18 protein-coding genes, 1 tRNA gene, 1 other RNA gene and 1 pseudogene are annotated in these 18,922 nt (G+C 69.2%); 14 read left to right on the forward strand and 7 right to left on the reverse strand.

Going from position 1 to position 18,922, the window contains the following annotated elements; genetic code table 11:
* Nucleotides 1-4: 4 nt before the first annotated feature.
* On the forward strand, nt 5-1,591 hold the full coding sequence (locus EBL85_RS04470) for a penicillin-binding transpeptidase domain-containing protein (RefSeq protein WP_123142275.1): 1,587 nt from the start codon (nt 5-7) through the stop codon (nt 1,589-1,591).
* Entirely contained in the window at nt 1,588-2,958 is a 1,371-nt protein-coding gene (locus EBL85_RS04475; protein WP_123142276.1) for an FtsW/RodA/SpoVE family cell cycle protein, read from the forward strand. The genes EBL85_RS04470 and EBL85_RS04475 overlap by 4 nt, the downstream gene beginning before the upstream one ends.
* On the opposite strand, the gene coq7 is transcribed toward EBL85_RS04475, so the two are convergent.
* Nucleotides 2,946-3,590: a 2-polyprenyl-3-methyl-6-methoxy-1,4-benzoquinone monooxygenase gene (coq7, locus tag EBL85_RS04480; RefSeq protein ID WP_123142277.1), complete on the reverse strand. Its 645-nt coding sequence runs from the start codon at nt 3,588-3,590 to the stop codon at nt 2,946-2,948. The two genes, EBL85_RS04475 and coq7, sit on opposite strands and share 13 nt — an antisense overlap.
* Before the next feature lie 92 nt (nt 3,591-3,682).
* Nucleotides 3,683-4,918 carry a (Fe-S)-binding protein gene (locus EBL85_RS04485; protein WP_123142278.1) on the reverse strand — a complete coding sequence of 412 codons (1,236 nt, stop codon included), beginning with the start codon at nt 4,916-4,918 and terminating at the stop codon, nt 3,683-3,685.
* A 117-nt stretch (nt 4,919-5,035) separates the two neighbouring features.
* On the opposite strand from EBL85_RS04485, the gene EBL85_RS04490 reads away from it, so the two are divergent.
* The 5 genes from EBL85_RS04490 to EBL85_RS04510 all read left to right on the forward strand — a co-directional run bounded on the left by EBL85_RS04490 (nt 5,036) and on the right by EBL85_RS04510 (nt 8,046).
* Nucleotides 5,036-5,350 carry a ferredoxin gene (locus EBL85_RS04490; protein WP_123139495.1) on the forward strand — a complete coding sequence of 105 codons (315 nt, stop codon included), beginning with the start codon at nt 5,036-5,038 and terminating at the stop codon, nt 5,348-5,350.
* Between the two features lie 153 nt (nt 5,351-5,503).
* Complete coding sequence (gene rplM / locus EBL85_RS04495) at nt 5,504-5,941, forward strand: 50S ribosomal protein L13 (protein WP_005222322.1); 438 nt, start codon at nt 5,504-5,506, stop codon at nt 5,939-5,941.
* Between the two features lie 11 nt (nt 5,942-5,952).
* Entirely contained in the window at nt 5,953-6,342 is a 390-nt protein-coding gene (gene rpsI / locus EBL85_RS04500; protein WP_005222320.1) for a 30S ribosomal protein S9, read from the forward strand.
* Nucleotides 6,343-6,408: 66 nt separating this feature from the next.
* Nucleotides 6,409-6,482: transfer RNA gene (locus EBL85_RS04505), tRNA-Gln, on the forward strand.
* Between the two features lie 430 nt (nt 6,483-6,912).
* Entirely contained in the window at nt 6,913-8,046 is a 1,134-nt protein-coding gene (locus EBL85_RS04510; RefSeq protein ID WP_123142279.1) for a porin, read from the forward strand.
* A 109-nt stretch (nt 8,047-8,155) separates the two neighbouring features.
* On the opposite strand, the gene rpiA is transcribed toward EBL85_RS04510, so the two are convergent.
* Nucleotides 8,156-8,818, reverse strand: coding sequence for a ribose-5-phosphate isomerase RpiA (gene rpiA, locus EBL85_RS04515; RefSeq protein ID WP_123142280.1), 663 nt, complete (start codon nt 8,816-8,818; stop codon nt 8,156-8,158).
* A gap of 145 nt (nt 8,819-8,963) precedes the next feature.
* Here rpiA and ilvA point away from each other — a divergent pair.
* A pseudogene (ilvA, locus tag EBL85_RS04520) lies at nt 8,964-10,532 on the forward strand (threonine ammonia-lyase, biosynthetic); the annotation flags it as partial.
* Here the strand turns inward: ilvA and EBL85_RS04525 are convergent.
* The 4 genes from EBL85_RS04525 to EBL85_RS04540 form a co-directional block, all read right to left on the reverse strand.
* Entirely contained in the window at nt 10,495-11,106 is a 612-nt protein-coding gene (locus EBL85_RS04525) for a 5-formyltetrahydrofolate cyclo-ligase (protein ID WP_123139499.1), read from the reverse strand. The pseudogene ilvA and the gene EBL85_RS04525 sit on opposite strands and share 38 nt — an antisense overlap.
* A gap of 18 nt (nt 11,107-11,124) precedes the next feature.
* A non-coding RNA gene (ssrS, locus tag EBL85_RS04530) (6S RNA) lies at nt 11,125-11,310 on the reverse strand.
* Nucleotides 11,311-11,323: 13 nt separating this feature from the next.
* Nucleotides 11,324-11,659 (reverse strand): cell division protein ZapA, encoded by a 336-nt coding sequence (locus EBL85_RS04535; RefSeq protein WP_005222309.1) that lies wholly within the window; start codon nt 11,657-11,659, stop codon nt 11,324-11,326.
* Nucleotides 11,656-11,865 carry a TIGR02449 family protein gene (locus EBL85_RS04540; protein ID WP_223806062.1) on the reverse strand — a complete coding sequence of 70 codons (210 nt, stop codon included), beginning with the start codon at nt 11,863-11,865 and terminating at the stop codon, nt 11,656-11,658. The genes EBL85_RS04535 and EBL85_RS04540 overlap by 4 nt, the downstream gene beginning before the upstream one ends.
* A gap of 475 nt (nt 11,866-12,340) precedes the next feature.
* On the opposite strand from EBL85_RS04540, the gene EBL85_RS04550 reads away from it, so the two are divergent.
* The 6 genes from EBL85_RS04550 to EBL85_RS04575 all read left to right on the forward strand — a co-directional run.
* Entirely contained in the window at nt 12,341-13,015 is a 675-nt protein-coding gene (locus tag EBL85_RS04550; protein WP_223806063.1) for a UPF0149 family protein, read from the forward strand.
* Nucleotides 13,012-14,319 (forward strand): Xaa-Pro aminopeptidase, encoded by a 1,308-nt coding sequence (gene pepP, locus EBL85_RS04555; RefSeq protein WP_123142281.1) that lies wholly within the window; start codon nt 13,012-13,014, stop codon nt 14,317-14,319. The genes EBL85_RS04550 and pepP overlap by 4 nt, the downstream gene beginning before the upstream one ends.
* 48 nt (nt 14,320-14,367) lie before the next feature.
* A complete protein-coding gene (ubiH, locus tag EBL85_RS04560; protein WP_123142282.1) occupies nt 14,368-15,597 on the forward strand; it encodes a 2-octaprenyl-6-methoxyphenyl hydroxylase in 1,230 nt (409 codons plus the stop codon).
* Nucleotides 15,590-16,804 carry a UbiH/UbiF/VisC/COQ6 family ubiquinone biosynthesis hydroxylase gene (locus EBL85_RS04565; protein WP_123139502.1) on the forward strand — a complete coding sequence of 405 codons (1,215 nt, stop codon included), beginning with the start codon at nt 15,590-15,592 and terminating at the stop codon, nt 16,802-16,804. The genes ubiH and EBL85_RS04565 overlap by 8 nt, the downstream gene beginning before the upstream one ends.
* A gap of 52 nt (nt 16,805-16,856) precedes the next feature.
* On the forward strand, nt 16,857-18,113 hold the full coding sequence (locus tag EBL85_RS04570; protein WP_123142283.1) for a 6-phosphofructokinase: 1,257 nt from the start codon (nt 16,857-16,859) through the stop codon (nt 18,111-18,113).
* 391 nt (nt 18,114-18,504) lie between these two features.
* Nucleotides 18,505-18,922, forward strand: a 418-nt coding sequence (locus tag EBL85_RS04575) for a transposase (protein ID WP_190288036.1), incomplete at its 3' end; no start/stop codon positions are given.

Below are 18,922 nucleotides of genomic sequence, written 5' to 3' on the forward strand. Positions count from 1 at the left end.
GCCGATGGCGCTGGAGTCGCTGACCGACCCGACGCGCTGGCCGGTGGTGCGGGTCGCGCTGCATGCTGGGCTGCTGCTCGCCCTCGCCTATCTGCTCCAACGCATCCGCGACCTCCACCCGCAGTTGCCGATGCGCCAGCTGGCACGCGGCAAGGGCGGCGAGCGGCGCGCGCTGCTGGTGCTGATCCTGCTCTTCGCGGTGGTGCTGCTGCACCAGGCGAGCTGGCAGCTCACCGGGATGCTGCGCCCGCAGTTCATGGCCTTCATGCAGCTCTACGACCGCCGCGACTTCAACCCGGCGCACCGGCTGCGCCGCGGACGTATCCTCGATCGCAACGGCGAGGTGCTGGTCTACAGCGAGGAGCAGGCCGGCCAGGTCCGGCGTCACTACCGCGACGGACCGGTGTTCGGCCATGTCGTCGGCTACCGTCACCCGCGCTTCGGCGCCACCGGGCTGGAGGCGGTGGCCAGCGTCCATCTCGACGGCGGCACCCCGTTGCGGCTCGCCGACTGGGGCCGGGTCGGGCGTCAGGTGCTGACCCAGGACGAGCACCCGCGCGGCCACGATCTCTGGCTCACCCTCGATGCCGAGCTGCAACGCCACGCCGTCGCCCTGCTCGGCGCGCGCCGCGGCGCGGTGGTGATGCTGCGCCCGCAGGACGGCGCGCTGCAGGTGCTGGCGAGCACCCCGGGGTTCGACCCCGAGCGCATCGCCGCCACCCTCGGCGGCGCCGAGGACGCCGCCGCGCCCCTGCTCAACCGCGCCACCCAGGGGCTCTATCCACCGGGCTCGACCTTCAAGGTGGTGATGGCCGCGCTCGCGCTCGAGCACGGCTTCAACACCACCATCGACTGTCCGCCCGAGGGCTTCACCACCTCGGCGCGCTATCCCCGCATCCGCGACCACGAGTACTACGAGGCGCGCGAGCACGGCACGCAGTGGCGCGGTCACGGCGCGATCGGGCTCGGCACGGCGCTGGCGCGCTCCTCCAACGTGTTCTTCGCCAAGCTCGGCGTCGGCTATGGTCACGCCGCCTTCTACGCCCTCGCCGACCGGCTCCATGCCAACCGACCGATCGTGCTCCACCACAGCGCCCACGGACGCTACACCATGCAGACCCTGCGACTGCCCCGACTCGACCCCGACGACCGCTACGGGCTGGCGCAGATGTCGCTCGGCCAGGGCGCGCTGCTGATGAGCCCGGCGCAGCTCGCGCTGATCGGCGCGGCGGTGGGCAACCAGGGGGTGGCGATGCGCCCCCGGCTGCTGCGCGACCAGCCGCCCGAGGCGCTCGGCCAGTTCTTCTCGCCGACGACCAGCGCGGCGCTGCTACCGCTGCTGCGCGCGGTGGTCACCGAGGGTACGGCGCGCGCGATCGACGACCCGGCGCTGCGCATCGCCGGCAAGACCGGCACCGCGCAGCACGCCCAGGGCCGGGCGCACAGCTGGTTTCTCGGTCTCGCACCGGCCGAGCGCCCGACCCTGGCCGTCGCCGTGCTGGTCGAGCGCGGCGGCTATGGCGCGGTGGCCGCCGCGCCGATCGCCCGCGCGCTCATCGAGCAGGCCGCCCGCCGGGGGTTGCTGCGATGAGCGCGCCGCCACCCGATCTGCGCGCGGCCTGGGCGCTGCGGGCCCCGGAGCGCGAACTGCTCGCCTGGGGGCTGCTGTGCGTCGGGCTCGGTTTCGCCATGGCGATCGGCAGCGCACAGGCCGCCGGCGCACGGCTCGGCGCCGAGGTGCTGGTCGCCCCGGCGCTGCTGCTCGGCTGCGTGGTGGTGATCCATCTCGGTCTGGTGGCGCTGCGCTGTCGCGGCGATCAGCTGCTCACCGCCTGTATCGCCCTGCTCGCCGGCTTCGGGCTGCTGGTGCGCTATCGCATGGGCGCCTTCGATCCGGGCGATCCGACCGACCCCGGGCTCTACGCCCTGCCGCTCGGCGTGACGGCGATGCTCGTCACCTGCGCGCTGGCGATGCGCGGGCGCCATGTCCGGCTCGCCACCGCCGGCTGGCTGTGGGCGGCGCTGTCGCTGGCGCTGGTCGTCGTGGTGCTGGCGCTCGGGCAGCGCTTTCGCGGCGCGGTCTACGGTGTCGGGCTGGTGACGCCGACGGAACTCCTGAAGATCACCGCGGTGGTGTTCATGGCCTGGTTCGTCGACCGGCACGCCAAGGCGCTCGGCGAGTGGCGCGGACCCGGGTCGATCTGGCCGCCGCTGCGCACGCTCTGGCCGTTGGTGGGGTTCTGGGCGGTGCTCGCGGCGCTGCTGCTGTGGCAGCGCGATCTCGGCATGCTCGCGGTGCTGGCGACGGTGCAGCTGGTGGTGCTGGTCGCCGGCAGCGGGCGACGCGGCTATCTGTGGTGGGGGCTGGGGCTCGGGGGCACGCTCGGCGCGGCGGCGCTGGGGCTGTTCGCCCACGGTCAGCGCCGACTGGCCGCCTGGCTCGATCCCTTCGCCGATCCCACCGGGGCGAGCTGGCAGATCCTCCAGGGGCTCTCGGGGATGTATTCGGGCGGGCTGTGGGGCGAGGGGCTGGGCGCGGGCAATCCGGAGTACACCCCGATCGCCCAGTCGGACTTCATCTATGCGGTGATCGGCGAGGAGTTCGGCTTCGTCGGCTGCGTGCTGCTGGTGGTCTTCGTGCTGATCCTGCTGTGGCGCGGGTTGCTCGTCGCCGAGCGCACCCGCGACCGCTTCGGTCGTCTGCTCGGACTCGGGCTGGTCAGCGCCCTGGCCTGCCAGACCCTGCTCAATCTCGGCGGCGTGACCAAGCTCATCCCGCTGACCGGCATCACCCTGCCGCTGATCAGCCAGGGCGGCACCAGCCTGGTGACCGTGCTGGTGATGCTGGGGCTGGTGCTGGCGCTCTCCGACGGCCCGGCGCCGCGCGCATCCGGCGCGCGGCGGCAGCCGAGACGATCAGTGCAACGGGGCACTCAGCGCCCGGATCAGACCCAGTAGACGCTGCGGGTCATCAGCCGCGAGCCCCAACGCATCATCCGCCGCACCGGAGCGGGCAGCTCGGCGCCGCCGGCGGCGCGCGCGACCTGGGCGTGATGGATCTCGTCGGCGCGCATCTGCTCGAGGATGGCGCGACTCTTCTCGTCCTGTAGCGGGATCTGTTCGAGATGATCGTCGAGATGGTGTTCGACCTGACGCTCGGTCTCGACCACGAAGCCGAGACTCCACTTGTCGCCGACGATCCCGGCGGCCGCGCCGAGCCCGAAGGCGCCGGCATACCACAGCGGATTGAGCAGGCTCTTGCGGTCGTCGAGTTCGCGCAGCCGGGTCTCGCACCAGGCGAGGTGGTCGTTCTCCTCCTGCGCCGAACGCTCCAGCCGGTGGCGGGTCTCGGGCAACCGCGCGGTGAGCGCCTGGCCCTGGTAGAGGGCCTGGGCGCAGACCTCGCCGGTATGGTTGATGCGCATCAACCGGGCGACATGGCGGCGCTGATCGCTGCCGAGATCGCCCTCGCCGAGACCGGCCGCGGGGTTGGGGCGCTCGGTCTGCGGTGGCCGACCGAACAGGGTGCGCAGGGCGCGATCGCCCTGGATCAGCAAGGCATCGAGCGGGGTGTAGTGACGAGTGCTCATGGTCTCCTGGGTCCGTGTTGACAGGGCGCGGCGCGCGCGACGGCGTCCACGCCATCGGTGATGGGGCGATATCGGGTCGTGTACGGCGGATTTCATGTGTCCGGCAGGGGCTCGAGCTGGCGCGCGAGCAGCTCGACCGGATGCTCGACGGCGATCTCCAGCCCCGCCTCGCGCAGCGAGGCGGCGAGCTGCAGGGCACAGCCGAGGTTGGTGGTGACGATCAGCTCGGGGGCGGCGGCGCGGATCGCCGCGAGCTGATCGGCGAACAGCGCCTGCGCCATCCCCGGGCGTTCGAGCATGTAGGTGCCGGCGGCGCCGCAACAGCTCGCCTGTTCACCGAGCCCGATCAACACCACCCCGGGGATGCGCCCGAGCAACCGGTGCACCGCGGCGTTGCCGCCGAGCAGGGTGCGATGGGTGCAGGGCTCGTGGACCAGCACCCGCAGCGGCGTCGGGCGCAGACGCAGCGCCTCGGGCCAGGCCAGGCCATCGAGATAGGCGCACAGCTCGGTGGTCCCGGCGAGCCCCGGGTGCTCGCGCAGCTCGCCGACACAGGCGCTGGAGAAGCCGACCAGGGTGCGCCCGGCGTGCACCTCGGCGACCCGCTCGCGGCGTCGGTCGGCGGCCTCGGGGTGACCGGCGTGACGCAGCAGCGCCCCGCAGCACAGCGATTCGTCGGCGATCCGGGTCTGCACCCCGAGCCGGGCGAGCAGCGCCCGCGCGGCCATCACCGCACCGCCCTGCAACCCCTCCTGGGTACAGCCGACAAACAGCTCGACCGCGTCACCGGCCAGCGTGACCGATGGCACGGCAGAGGCCGGCGACGGCGTCCCGATCACCCGAGCGAGGCGCAGATAGACGGCCAGTCGCGACGGGGCGAGCCGACCCAGCCAGGCCAGCGCCCCGGCCCCGCGCAGCCGCGCGAGCAGTCCGACGAGCCGACGCACCTGCACGGCATCCGAGACCGTCTCCAGGCGCCGGCGCGACCACCAGCGCCGCCAGCGCGGGCGCTGCGCCTGATGGCGCGCGCGGGCGCCATCGATCAGCCGACCGTAGGCGACCAGCGAGGGACAGGCGCGCTCGCAGGCGCGACATCCCAGACAACCGTCGAGATGGGCGGCCAGCGCCGTGTCCCACACCAGCTGGCCGCTCGCCCAACCCTGGATCAGGGCGATGCGCCCGCGCGGCGAGTCGCCCTCGTCACGGGTCTGGGCATAGGTCGGGCAGTGCGGCAGACAGAGCCCGCACTTGACGCATTGATCGGCGAGCCGGAGCAACTCCAGGGCCGTCGGGTCGGAAGAAGAAGTCTGGCTGAGGGCGGTATTCAAGGCATTCGAACTCTGAGCGGGCTGGGGCGGTCCGGGCGCGAACGGTCGGGAGCCTTCGCTCCGTGCTACCCTGGGCAACCGGGCCAAGCATTGGATCAGGACCTTCTGACAGCGACGATGACCTACTATCGCCATCATGTCTTCTTCTGCACCAACGCCCGCAGCGACGGACGCCAGAGCTGCGATCAGTGTGGCGCCCTGGAGATGCGCAACCATCTCAAGCAGCGCGCCAAGGCACTGGGGCTGACCGGACCGGGCGGGGTGCAGATCAGCACCGCCGGCTGCCTGGGGCGTTGCGAGCTGGGTCCGGTGATCGTGGTCTATCCAGAGGGAGTCTGGTACACTTTCGTGGATCAGGAGGATATCGAGGAGATCCTCCAGTCTCATCTGCTCGCCGGCAAGCACGTTGACCGCTTGAAGTTGCCCGGCTGAACGGACCCGCAGCACAGATCGCACCCGATGATACAACGGGGGGTTGCGCTCGCGAAACCGATCGCGTACCATCCCCGGTCTTTCTCGACGCAGATAACGAATTCACGGACCGCGCGCCGTTCTGTTGCGCGTGGACTTCCCGGAGCGAAGGACATGACAACGACTGTTAGCGCCAAACCCGCAGAGGTTCGCCGCGCCTGGTACCTGATCGACGCCGAAGGCAAGACACTCGGCCGGCTCGCCAGCGAACTGGCGTTGCGCCTTCGCGGCAAGCACAAACCGCAATACACCCCGCACGTCGATACCGGTGATTATCTGGTGGTCGTCAACGCGGACAAGATTCGCGTGACCGGCAACAAGATGCAGGACAAGATGTACTACCGTCACACGGGGTATGTCGGTAACCTGAAGTCGACCAGCCTCGAAAAGCTGCTCGAGACCGCCCCTGAGCGTGCCATCCAGCTCGCAGTCAAGGGGATGCTGCCGCGCGGTCCGCTGGGACGCGCCATGTTCCGCAAGCTGCGTGTCTACGCCGGTCCGAATCACGAACACCAGGCGCAGCAGCCTCAGCCCCTCGAGCTCAACGTTTAGGAATCAGACGCATGTCGGAGACGCAACACGCTATTGGTCGCCGCAAGACGTCCGCCGCACGAGTTTTCTTGACGGCAGGCGCTGGCAACATCACGATCAACGGTCGTCCGATCGACCAGTTCTTCGGTCGCGAGACTGCCCGTATGGTGGTCCGTCAGCCGCTCGAGACCGCCGAGCTGGCCGACAAGATCGATGTCAACGTCACCGTCAAGGGTGGCGGCAACACTGGGCAGGCCGGCGCCATCCGCCTCGGCATCGCCCGCGCACTGACCGAGTACGACGAGACCCTGCGTTCTCCGATGCGTCGCGCTGGCTTCCTGACCCGCGATGCCCGTGAGGTCGAGCGCAAGAAGGTCGGTCTGCACAAGGCGCGCAAGCGTCCGCAGTTCTCGAAGCGTTAAAACTTCGGGGTTGTCACGGTATGTCGGAGTCGCTATAATTCTCCGACATATCGCGGCAAGCGATATTGGGGGATCGTCTAGCGGCAGGACTACGGACTCTGACTCCGTCAACCTAGGTTCGAATCCTAGTCCCCCAGCCATACTCCAGGAAAAGGTCCGAGCCCTCAGGGTTCGGGCCTTTTTCTTTATCCCCCTCCCCGCCTCATCCTTGTCCCGATATCGGGTCTTGACACAGATGTACCCTTTTCACAACAAGCGATGCCCGATCGCTCCCAGGGTGCTCGAATTACAGCCGATACGCGACCGGCTCGAAACGCCCCGCTCGATGCATTCGTAAAAACCGCACCGACAGCAGGGCCGTGCAATCATCCGATAAACTTTTGGGGGATGCACTCAGCCGTCCGGCCAAGCGCTAGCGATGCAAAAAAGAGACACTTTTTAATGGGTGTGTCTTTTTCCCGTCCAATCTGTTGCAAAACACCATGCCCTCCTCTATAGTTCACTTCGCAAAGCATGATTGCGCTCGGTTTCTGCAGTCTGTCTGACAAATTCACAACAGCGGAGAACATCATGAACAAGAAACTCATCACCCTGGCGGTCGCCACCGCCATGGCCGCTCCGGCCGCTGCGATGGCTGAGGCTGTCCTCTACGGCAAGCTGCACATGTCGATCGACTATGCAGACGTCGAGGCAACCGCCATCGATCCCGTCACCGGCGAGAGCGTCGGCTTCAAGGGCTGGGGCCTGAACGGCGGCGGCGATCTGCCTGGTGCTGGCCGCGCCAACCGCATCGGCGTGAAGGGCTCGGAGGATCTGGGTAACGGTCTGAAGGCCATCTACCAGGTCGAGTTCGGCGTGCGCATGACCGAGGAAGGCTACGGCAACGCCGCTTCCGGCGCCAACGACACCATCACCATGCGTAACAGCTTCGTCGGTCTCGCCGGCAACTGGGGTACCTTCCTCGTCGGTCGTCACGACAGCCCGATGAAGATCTCCACCGGCAAGCTCGACCTGTTCGCCGACACCATGGCTGACTACAACGGCACCATCGGCTTCGACGATAACCGTTTCGACAACGCCATCGCCTACATCAGCCCGAGCTTCAGCGGCTTCCAGCTGGCCGCCGCGACCCACGCTGGTGGCGGCTCGACCCTGGGCTTCGGTGAGAACGTCAACGCCGACAGCCTCGCCGAGGGTTACTCGCTGGCCGGTATCTACTCCAACGGCCCGTTCTACGCCGCTCTCTCCTACGAGTCGATCGGCAACGAGCTGTTCATGGACTCCGCTGACAGCCTGACCGGCAAGAACATCGTCCTGCCCAACGGCCGCGTCGTCGCCAACCCGGGCTACGTCGAGGACGACTACACCAAGTGGCGTGCCGGCCTCGGTCTCCTCGACTGGAACGGCTTCACCCTGACCGCCGTCTACGAGAACCAGGACTTCGGCGATCCGTCGGCTGACCTGTGGCAGATCCAGGCCGGTTATGCCTTCGGCAACAACCAGGTCAAGGCCATGTACGGCGCCAACTCCTATGACCTCGGCGTGAACAACGTCGACGACATCGACGCCGACGCCTGGGCCATCGCCTTCGACCACAACTTCAGCAAGCGCACCAAGGCGTACGTGCTGTACACCCAGGTCGACAGCGATCTCGACGTCGAGGACTGGGACGGCTTCTCGGTCGGCATGATCCACAGCTTCTAAGCCTCGCGCTCTAGAACCGTGGAACGAAAAACGGGGCCAGCGGCCCCGTTTTTCTTTGCCCGGAAAAAAGACGACCGGCGTCCGCTCCAGGCGTGCGACCGACCGAGGATCAACCCGCCACGGTCAACGTCCGTGCACCCTCGGCAGAGCCGAGGATCAGCACATCGGCCGGACGCTGGGCGAAGATCCCCACCGTCACCACCCCGGCGATGGCATTGATCTGTTGCTCCAGCGCCACCGGATCCTGGATCTCGAGATGATGGACGTCGAGGATCAGGTTACCGTTGTCGGTGACGAAGCCATCACGCCACACCGGCGTCCCGCCCAGCTCGACCAGCGCACGCGCGACATGGCTGCGCGCCATCGGGATCACCTCCACCGGCAGCGGAAAGGCGCCCAGCACATCGACCAGCTTGCTCTCGTCGGCGATGCAGACGAAGCGCTTGCTCGCCGCGGCGACGATCTTCTCGCGCGTCAGCGCGCCACCGCCACCCTTGATCAGCTGCAGGCGCGCGTTCGACTCGTCGGCGCCATCGACATAGAGCGTCAGCTCGCCGGTGGCATTGAGGACGAACACCGGGATACCGTGCGCCTTCAGCCGCTCGGTCGAGGCCTCGGAGCTCGACACCGCCCCCTCGATCTGCCCCTTGATGCCGGCCAGCGCATCGATGAAATGGTTGACGGTCGAGCCCGTCCCCACCCCGATCACACCGCCCTCGACATAGGCCAACGCGGCCTCGGCCGCCTGGCGCTTCATCGCGTCCTGGTCCATCTCACTCCTCCGCATGGGACTCTCTGGCTGACGAACACGCCGAGGGACTCGGCGTGATGACACGGCCGGCACGGCCGCGGGCGGCCATCATAGCAACCGCGCCGGGGCGTCGCTGCGCTAACATGGAGCAGCAACGCTATCCCCGGAGTCCTCCATGCCCACACACTACATCGAGCGCATCCTCCGCGCCCGCGTCTACGACGTCGCCTGCGAAACCCCGCTGACCAAGGCACCGCTGCTCTCCGCCCGACTCGACAACGCCGTCTATCTCAAGCGCGAGGACCTGCAGCCGGTGTTCTCGTTCAAGCTGCGCGGGGCCTACAACAAGCTCGTCGGACTCGACGCCGAGGCGCGTGCGCGCGGGGTGATCGCCGCCAGCGCCGGCAACCACGCCCAGGGCGTCGCCCTCGGCGCCAAGCGCCTGGGGATCACCGCCACCATCGTGATGCCGCGCACCACCCCGGCGATCAAGGTCGGCGCGGTGCGCCGCCTCGGCGCCAAGGCGGTGCTCCACGGCGACTCCTATGACGAGGCCTATGCCCATGCCATGGCGCTGGTCGAGGCGCAGGGGCTGACCTTCATCCATCCCTTCGACGACCCCGAGGTGATCGCCGGCCAGGGCACCATCGGCATGGAGATCCTGCGCCAGCACCCGACCCCACCCGACGCCATCTTCGTCCCGGTCGGCGGCGGTGGGCTGATCGCCGGGATCGCCGCCTATGTGAAGTGGCTCTATCCTCAGGTGCGGATCATCGGCGTCGAGCCCGAGGAAGCGCCGACCCTGTACCAGGCACTCGCCGCCGGCGCCCCGGTCGAGCTCGAACGGGTCGGGCTGTTCGCCGACGGGGTCGCGGTCAGGCGCATCGGCGAGGAGACCTTCCGCATCGCCCGCGAATACGTCGACGAGGTGGTGCTGGTGAGCACCGACGAACTCTGCGCCGCGGTCAAGGACATCTTCGACGACACCCGCGGCATCGCCGAGCCGGCCGGGGCACTCGCGGTGGCGGGGATGAAGCGCTATGTCGCCACCCACGACATCCGCGACCAGCAGCTGGTGGCCATCGAGAGCGGCGCCAACGTCAACTTCGACCGCCTGCGCCATGTCGCCGAGCGTGCCGAACTCGGCGAGCGTCGCGAGGCCCTGCTCGCCGTCGCCATCCCCGAGCGGCCGGGCAGCTTCCTCGCCTTCTGCAAGCTGCTCGGCAGGCGCCAGATCACCGAGTTCAACTACCGCTATGCCGATGCCCGTCAGGCCCAGGTCTTCGTCGGGGTCGAGCTGAGTCGGGGCCAGTCCGAGCGCGAGGAGCTGACCGCCAAGCTCGCCGCCAAGGGCCTCGAGGTCGTCGACATGAGCGACAACGAGACGGCCAAGCTGCACATCCGCTTCATGGTCGGCGGACACGCGCCGGGGATCGCCGACGAGGTGCTGGTGCGCTTCGAGTTCCCCGAGCGCCCCGGCGCCCTGCTCAACTTCCTCACCGCCATCGGCAAGCGCTGGAACATCAGCCTGTTCCACTACCGCAACCACGGCGCCGCCTATGGCCGGGTGCTGCTCGGCGCCCAGGTGCCGGCGGGCGAACGCGCCAACTTCCGCGCATCGCTCGACGCGCTCGGTTACAGCTATTGGGAGGAGACCGACAACCTCGCCTACCGACTGTTCGCCGGCGCCGGGCCGCTCAGCACGGCGGACGCCGATAACGCCGACGCTCGGTGAAGACCGCATCGAGCGCCACGTCCCAGGGGCGTGGCGCGATACGCTCGAGACGCTGACACTCGTGGGCGATGCCGAACAGCCGTGGCCGGCGCCAGCGACGATGACGGCGCAGGTGCGCCAGGGCGCGGTCGTAGAAACCGCCGCCCATGCCGATGCGATGACAATCGGCATCGAACCCCACCAGCGGCACCAGCACCAGATCGAGCTGCCTCACCGGGCGGATCGCACGACCGCGCGCACAGGGTTCGGGAATGCGGTAGCGATTGGGACACATCCGCCGTCCCGGCTGGTGGCGCACGAACCACAGCGTCGAGCCACGGGCCGGCGCCGGGCGACGCAGCACCGGCAGATAGAAGTCATGCCCGCGTCCGCGCAGGGTCTCGATCAGCGCACGCAGATCGGGCTCACCGTCGCTCGGCCAGTAGAGCGCGATGCGGCGGGCGCGCAACAGCGCGAGTTCGCGCCCCAGCCGTCGCGCGAGCGCGCGGGCATGCAGACGCTGGGTCCTCGCCCCGAGCGCGCGACGACGCTGGCGCAGGGTACGGCGCAATGATGGGAGAGAGGGATCGGACATCAAGGGATGGGGTAAAGGACACCCCCCACGGGTGCCGTCGCAGGCCTTCGTTCTTGAACCAGAGGGTTCAAGTGGGAACAGTCAGCAATGGCATCAGGCTTTCCGCTCGGGGCGGACATGCACAACAGCCTTGCGGTCATGCTCCCAGGGTCGAGATTAGGCTCAAGAAAATACCCAGACCGCTGTCGAACACTACAGGGGGTGTCGCAGTGACAGGCTAACCCTTTTCGGGCGATGCGTCCAGGGGGGGGACGGCGTGCGCGAGCGCCTCGGCGAGCTGCCCCTGAAGATGCCCCAGACGCTCCACCAACACATCGTCGCGGGGCACCCCGCCGGCGCGCTGGAGCTGGATCAGCTCATGGGCGATGTTGAGCGCCGCGATCACCGCGATGCGGTCGGTACCGATCACCCGCCCGGTCTGGCGGATCTCGCGCATCCGGCCATCGAGCAGCCGCGCCGAATCGCGCAGGCCCTCTTCCTCGTGCGGCTCGCAGGCGACCCGGTAGTCCTTGTCGAGGATACGGATGCTGACCTGCAGCGGTTCATCGCTCACAAGCTCTCCTCCATCGCACGCAGCCGCGAGAGCATCGCCTCGACCCGGCTACGCGCCTGTTCGGTCTTCTCGATCAACTCGCCGCGCTCGGCCACCAGCGTCTCCTGACGCACGCGCAGCGAGGCGTTCTCCTCGCGCAGCCGCTGATTGAGCCGGATCAACGCAGCGACCTGCCGTTCCAGTTGGTCTAGATCGAAATCGGCCAAGGTGCGTGACTCCATTGCAGTTCAGCGCACTATAGAAGGGGCTCGGAAGAGGGTCAATCGGGCGCCGGCTACCGGGAGATTGCCTTAACCTCAAGGGCGCAGCGACCAGCTGCCAGCCTCCAGTGTCGGTTTGCAGCCAACTGCAACGCCACCAGACAGGCCTGAGGAGGCTGACAGCTGGAAGCTCAGACAGCTGACTCCTCCCGGCCACCAGGGCGCCCGTCGGCGAGCGCGCGGCTGACAGCCGCAGGCTGGTCGCTCTGCCCCTTCGCGGCTTTGCGGTTCAATCCTCCCAGCGACCGGCGACCGGCGACTGGCGACTGGCGACTGGCGACTGGCGACTGATGGCTGATGGCTGATGGCTGGCGGCTGGCGGCTGGCGGCTGGCGGCTGGCGGCTGGCGGCTGGCGGCTGGCGGCTGGCGGCTGGCGGCTGGCGGCTGGCGGCTGGCGGCTGGAACCCATGCTATGATCGATTGTCGATTCACCGCGACGAGCGCGCCCCATGCGCCACGGAGGTTGCCACGGACATCGACGACACCCGGCTCGACCAACTCCTTGAGGCGAGCCCACTCACCCCGACCGCGAGCGAGGCGCACGGCATGCTGTGCGGCTTGATCTGCGCCGGTATCACCGACCCCGAGCAACGCTGGCTCGACCAGCTGCTGCCCGCCAGCTCGCCCCAGGCCGACGCCGAGCAGTCCGAGGCGGCCCCGCCCGAGGCTGAGACCGCCCCCGTCGACAGCGAGGAGGCCGAGGCCGCACGCGAGGAGACCCGCGCCGCACTCGGCGAACTCGCGCGCGCGACCCGCGCCGCACTCGCCGACGAGGACTACGGCTTCAGCCCGCTGCTGCCCGACGAGGGCGCACCGCTCGCCCAGCGCGCCACCGCGCTCTACGACTGGGTACGCGGCTTCCTCTACGCCTTCGGCATGCTCGGCATCTCCGAGCAGGGACTCTCCGAGCAGGGGCGCGAGATCCTGCGCGACTTCGCCGACATCACCCGCATGGACCTCAACGACCTCGACGACAACGAGGAGAACGAGGCCGCGCTGACCGAGATCATCGAGTTCACCCGCGCCGCCGCACTGCTGATCCATGACGAGGCCCCGGCACGCCAGGACAGCGACCAGGGACAGGGCACGGCATGAGCGCCACCGAGTATCAACGCCGACGCGCCGCGCTGGCCGAGCGCATCGGCCCGGAGGCGATCGCCATCGTCCCCGCCGCGCGCGAGACCGAGCGCAACGCCGGGGTCAACCACCCCTTCCGCCAAGACAGCGACTTCCGCTATCTCACCGGCTTTCCCGAACCCGATGCGATCGCGGTGATCGTCCCCGGGCGCGCCGAGGGCGAATTCGTGCTGTTCTGCCGCGAGCGCGACCCCGAGCGCGAGCAGTGGGACGGTCGACGCATCGGCGCCGAGGGCGCGGTGACCGACCACGGGGTCGACCAGGCCCATACCCTCGCGGAGCTCGATCAGCGGATGCCCGAGCTGCTCGCCGGACGTACCCGGCTGCATTGCCCGATCGGCGCCGACGCGGCCTTCGAGGCGCGCATCCAGGACTGGCTCGGGCGCGCCCGCGCCGCCACCCGCGGCAGCACCTCGGTGCCCGAGACCCTGACCCGGATCGGTGTCGCCCTGCACGAGCTGCGGTTGCGCAAGGATCCCGCCGAGATCGCGCTGATGCGCCGCGCGGCCGAGATCTCGGCCGCGGCCCATCGTGCGCTGATGCGTCGTTGCCGACCGGGCCTGCCCGAACTCTCGCTCGAGGCCGAATTCCAGTATCGCTGCGCCGATGCCGGCGCGCGCCTCCAGGCCTACCCGCCGATCGTCGCCGGTGGCGCCAATGCCTGCATCCTTCACTACACCGAGAACGATGCCCTGCTGCGCGACGGCGAACTGGTGCTGATCGACGCCGGCGGCGAGTTCGAGGGCTATGCCGCCGACATCACCCGCACCTTCCCGGTCAACGGCCGCTTCAGCACCCCGCAGCGCGAACTCTACGACCTGGTGCTCGAGGCCCAGCGCGCGGCGATCGCCGTCGCCCGCCCCGGCGCCAGCGTCGATGCCCCGCACCAGGCCGCGCTCGGCGTGCTCACCCGCGGGCTGGTCCGTCTCGGCATCCTCGAGGGCGACCCCGAGACGCTGTTGCAGGAGGGCGCCTATCGCCCCTATTACATGCACCGCACCGGCCACTGGCTGGGCATGGACGTGCACGACGTCGGCCGCTATCGCGATCAGGACGGCGCCTGGCGGGCGCTCGAACCGGGCATGGTGATCACCGTCGAACCCGGGCTCTACATGCCCGATGATGCCCAAGTCCCGATCGCCTATCGCGGCATCGGCATCCGCATCGAGGACGATGTGCTGATCACCGCCGACGGCCACGAGGTCCTCACCGAGGGCGCGCCCAAGGACCCCGAGGAGATCGAGGCGTTGATGGCGAGCTGAGAACGCCCGGACACCCTCAACAGATGTAGACAGACCCGCGAGAGAGCTATGCACGAGTACGATGTGGTGATCGTCGGCGGCGGGCTGGTCGGGGGCGCCCTGGCCTGCGCCCTCGCCCCGACCGGACTCAGGATCGCGCTGGTCGAGGCCGTCGCCCCCGAAACCATGCGCCAGCCGAGCTATGACGAGCGGGTGATCGCCCTCTCGCTCGGTAGCCAGCGCATCCTCCAGGGCATCGGGCTGTGGCCGCGCATCGCCGCCGAGGCCGAACCCATCCGCAGGGTCCACGTCTCCGATCGCGGACACTGCGGCTTCACCCGCCTCGATCATGCCGAGCTCGGCGTCGAGGCGCTCGGCCAGGTGGCCCCGGCGCGGGTCATGGGGCATGCCATCCGCACCCGGCTCGCCACCCTCAACACCCTCACCACCCTGTGTCCGGCGCGGCTCTGCAACCATCGACTCGAGGGCGACCGGGTCACGCTCGACCTGCACTGTCAGGGACGCGACCTCCAGCTCGGCACCCGGCTGCTGGTGGCCGCCGACGGCGGCGACTCGGCCATCCGCGCCCGGCTCGGGCTCGGCACCCAGGGCCACGCCTACGGCCAGGACGCCATCATCACCACGGTCACCGCCGATCACGCCAGCCCCGGCACCGCCTACGAGCGTTTCACCGAGAGCGGTCCGCTGGCGCTGCTGCCGATGACCGAGGGGCGCTACTCGGTGGTCTGGACCTGCCGCGAGGACGAGACCGCCGAGCTGCTCGCGCTCTCCGACGCCGACTTCATCGCGCTGCTGCAGGCGCGCTTCGGCCACCGGCTCGGCCGGCTCGAACGCCCCTCGGCGCGCCAGGCCTATCCGCTGCGACTCGCGCTCACCCGCGAGCCGGTACAGCAGCGCGTGGTGCTGATCGGCAACGCCGCCCACACCCTCCACCCGGTCGCCGGTCAGGGCTTCAACCTCGGGCTGCGTGACGTCGCCGCGCTCGCCGAGGTGCTCGCCGAGCCGGCCGGGCGCGCCGATCCCGGCGACCCCGAGACCCTCGCCGCCTATCGTCGCTGGCGCGGCGGCGACCAGCTCGTCACCGGGCTGGTCACCGACCTGCTGGCGCGGGTCTTCGTCAACCCGCTGCGCCCGGTGCTCGGGTTGCGCGCCGCGGCGATGCTCGGCATCGACCTGCTCCCCGGCGCCCGCCAGCGGGTCGCGCGACGCTTCATGGGGCTGGAAGGAACCCAGCCCCGCCTTGCCTGTGGTCTACCCCTGAGGACGAGCCATGTCTGATCCGGACGCGACCCACGACCTGCTGATCGTCGGCGGTGGCATGGTCGGCGCGCTCTGCGCCGCCGCCTGTGCCGACAAGGGACTGCGCATCGCGGTGATCGAGCCGCGTGCCCCGATGCTCGACTGGGCGGAGGGCACGCGCGATCTTCGCGTCTGCGCGCTCAGCCGTGCCAGCCAACGCATCCTGCAACGGCTCGGGGTGTGGGAGCGCATCCTCGCGCTCGGCGCCAGCCCCTATCGCGAGATGCGGGTGTGGAGCGGCAAGGGCGGCGGCGTGCACTTCGACAGCCGCGCGCTCGGCGAGCCCGATCTCGGCCATATCGTCGAGAACCGGGTCATCCAGCGCGCGCTCTGGGAGCATCTGTCGGCACACACCGAGGTCGAGCTGATCACCCCGGCGCGGATCACCGAGTTCACCCACGACGCCGACCTCACCCGACTTGGCCTCGATGACGGCCGGCGGCTGCAGGGTCGACTGCTGGTCGGCTCCGACGGGCGCGACTCCCAGGTCCGCGCCCTCGCCGGGATCGAGACCTATGGCTGGGACTACGACCAGCGCGCCATCGTCGCCACCGTGCGTCCCGAGCACGGTCACCAGGAGACGGCCTGGCAGCGTTTCCTGCCAAGCGGGCCGCTGGCCCTGCTGCCGCTGCGCGACGGCGCCTGCTCGCTGGTCTGGTCGGCCACCGAGCAACGCGCCGAGACGCTGCTCGGGCTCGCCCCGGCCGCCTTCTCCGAGGCGCTCACCGAGGCCAGCGAGGGGCGGCTCGGCAGGCTGGTGCTCGAGGGCGAGCGCGCCGCCTTCCCGCTGCGCCTGCAACACGCCAAGCGCTACGTACAACCGGGGCTTGCGCTGATCGGCGATGCCGCCCACGCCATCCATCCGCTCGCCGGTCAGGGGGTCAACCTCGGCTTCCTCGACGCCGCCGAACTGGCCGCCGCGCTCGACCTGGCACGCGCCCGCGGACGCGCGATCAACGGCTGCTGGACGCTGCGTCACTACGAGCGCGCGCGCCGCGGCGACAACCTGGCGATGCTCGCCGCCATGGACGGCTTCAAGCGGCTGTTCGGCAACACCAACCCGTTACTGGCGCGACTGCGCGGTCTGGGGCTCAGCGCCACCGATCGCCTGCCCGCGCTCAAGCGCGCCTTCATCGCGCGTGCCCTGGGCCTCGGCGACGACCTGCCGCCACTGGCGCGCCCCTGAGCCCGGCCACGCCACACCCGAATCGGAAAAGCATCCAAGGGGGACCACCGACATGTCCGCGAAGAACGCCTTCTACGCCCAATCCGGCGGCGTCACCGCCGTCATCAACGCCTCGGCCTGCGGCGTGCTCGAGACCGCGCGCCAGCATCCCGACCGGATCGGCAAGGTCTATGCCGGGCGCAACGGCATCATCGGCGCGCTCACCGAGGACCTGATCGACACCTCGGCCGAGTCCGACGAGGCGATCGCCGCGCTGCGCTACACCCCGTCCGGCGCCTTCGGCTCCTGTCGCTACAAGCTCAAGAGCCTGGAGGCCAACCGCCGCGAGTACGAGCGCCTGATCGAGGTCTTCCGCGCCCACGACATCGGCTACTTCTTCTACAACGGCGGCGGCGACTCGGCCGACACCTGCTACAAGGTCTCCCAGCTCTCGGCCAGCCTCGGCTACCCGGTGCAGGCGATCCACATCCCCAAGACCGTCGACAACGACCTGCCGATCACCGACAACTGCCCCGGCTTCGGCTCGGTGGCCAAGTACATCGCCACCTCCACCCTCGAGGCCTCGTTCGACGTGCGCTCGATGGCCAAGACCTCGACCAAGGTCTTCGTGCTCGAGGTGATGGGCCGTCACGCCGGCTGGATCGCCGCCGCCGGGGCGCTCGCCGAGGACCACGGCATCCCGGTGCTGGTGCTCTTCCCCGAGGTCGAGTTCGACCAGACCCGTTTCCTCGCCGCGGTGCAGGAGAAGGTCGAGCGTCACGGTTTCTGCACCGTGGTGGTCTCCGAGGGCGCGCATCACCCCGATGGCCGCTTCCTCGCCGAGCAGGGTACCCGCGACGCCTTCGGCCACGCCCAGCTCGGCGGCGCCGCGCCGGTGGTGGCGAACATGGTCAAGGAGGCCTTCGGCTACAAGTTCCACTGGGCGGTGGCCGACTATCTGCAGCGCGCCGCACGTCATCTCGCATCCAAGACCGACGTCGAGCAGGCCTACGCCATGGGCCGCGCCGGGGTCGAGTTCGCCCTCGCCGGGCACAACGCGGTGATGCCGACGGTGCGCCGTCTGAGCAACGATCCCTACGCCTGGGAGGTCGGCGAGGCCCCGCTCGCCGAGGTCGCCAACGTCGAGAAGTTCATGCCCAAGGAATTCATCTCCGCCGACGGCTACGGCATCACCCAGGCCTGCAAGGACTACCTGATCCCGCTGATCCAGGGCGAGGACTACCCGCCCTTCGAGCGCGGCCTGCCCAAATACGTCACCCTCCAGAACCGCGCCGTCGAGCGCAGGCTCGGACTGTTCGAGGTCGAGTAGGTGAAACGCTGAACCACAAAGACGCGAAGCACGCAAAGAAGCATGCCGTTGCCGTCAGCCCACATCTGGGCTGGCGGACATCCATCGATCACACCACGGCTCCACCTGTCGTCTGTCAGCGCACGCACCGAAGCGCATCGAGACAACCTGGACAATGACGCCTTGATCACCTTCGCGCCTTGTATCTTGCCACCCCGTGGTGGTTAGCTCCCACCGCGCGAGATTGAGGCAGCTCGATTGCGACTGAAGGCCTGGACCTTGTCGCTAAGATTAAGCCCTCGATCTCTCTTCTCATGCCAGTCTCGACACTGAACGGTATCCAAGGGGCGAACCCTGCATGGACAAGGCGAGTGGGTATGAGGACTGGCCCAGGATCAAGGAGTGGACGACGATGATGTCTCTCGGAATCGATGTCTCGAAGGCGAAACTGCACACCGCGCTAGAGCTGAGCGAGCAGGAGCGGGTCAAGCTCAAGACCAAGACGGTACCCAATACCGCCGCGGGGGTGGAGGCGCTGATCGACTGGCTGGGGCGTCAGGGGGCGAGGCCGGAGGCGGTCCATGTGGTGCTGGAGGCCACCGGCCCTTACCACGAGACGGCCGCCGAACTGCTCCACGGGCGTGGCCTGACGGTCTCGATCGTCAACCCGGCCCAGGCCCGGGACTTTGCGCGCGGCCTGGCGGTGCGCACCAAGACCGACGCGGTCGATGCCAAGGTGTTGGCGCGCTTCGGCGCGCTCCTCAAGCCCGCGCCCTGGACGCCGCCCTCGCCCGAGGTGCGCTTCCTGCGGGCGCTGCTGGCCCGTCAGC

This window comes from Marichromatium sp. AB32, from assembly GCF_003718675.1.
Taxonomy (GTDB): domain Bacteria; phylum Pseudomonadota; class Gammaproteobacteria; order Chromatiales; family Chromatiaceae; genus Marichromatium; species Marichromatium gracile.

Bases quoted from the DNA above. Each gene is read 5' to 3' on its own strand.
- EBL85_RS04470 (WP_123142275.1), top strand. From the start codon at position 5: ATGGCGCTGGAGTCGCTGACCGACCCGACGCGCTGGCCGGTGGTGCGG.
- EBL85_RS04475 (WP_123142276.1), top strand. From the start codon at position 1,588: ATGAGCGCGCCGCCACCCGATCTGCGCGCGGCCTGGGCGCTGCGGGCC.
- coq7 (WP_123142277.1), bottom strand. From the start codon at position 3,590: ATGAGCACTCGTCACTACACCCCGCTCGATGCCTTGCTGATCCAGGGC.
- EBL85_RS04490 (WP_123139495.1), top strand. From the start codon at position 5,036: ATGACCTACTATCGCCATCATGTCTTCTTCTGCACCAACGCCCGCAGC.
- rplM (WP_005222322.1), top strand. From the start codon at position 5,504: ATGACAACGACTGTTAGCGCCAAACCCGCAGAGGTTCGCCGCGCCTGG.
- rpsI (WP_005222320.1), top strand. From the start codon at position 5,953: ATGTCGGAGACGCAACACGCTATTGGTCGCCGCAAGACGTCCGCCGCA.
- EBL85_RS04510 (WP_123142279.1), top strand. From the start codon at position 6,913: ATGAACAAGAAACTCATCACCCTGGCGGTCGCCACCGCCATGGCCGCT.
- rpiA (WP_123142280.1), bottom strand. From the start codon at position 8,818: ATGGACCAGGACGCGATGAAGCGCCAGGCGGCCGAGGCCGCGTTGGCC.
- EBL85_RS04525 (WP_123139499.1), bottom strand. From the start codon at position 11,106: ATGTCCGATCCCTCTCTCCCATCATTGCGCCGTACCCTGCGCCAGCGT.
- pepP (WP_123142281.1), top strand. From the start codon at position 13,012: ATGAGCGCCACCGAGTATCAACGCCGACGCGCCGCGCTGGCCGAGCGC.
- ubiH (WP_123142282.1), top strand. From the start codon at position 14,368: ATGCACGAGTACGATGTGGTGATCGTCGGCGGCGGGCTGGTCGGGGGC.
- EBL85_RS04565 (WP_123139502.1), top strand. From the start codon at position 15,590: ATGTCTGATCCGGACGCGACCCACGACCTGCTGATCGTCGGCGGTGGC.
- EBL85_RS04570 (WP_123142283.1), top strand. From the start codon at position 16,857: ATGTCCGCGAAGAACGCCTTCTACGCCCAATCCGGCGGCGTCACCGCC.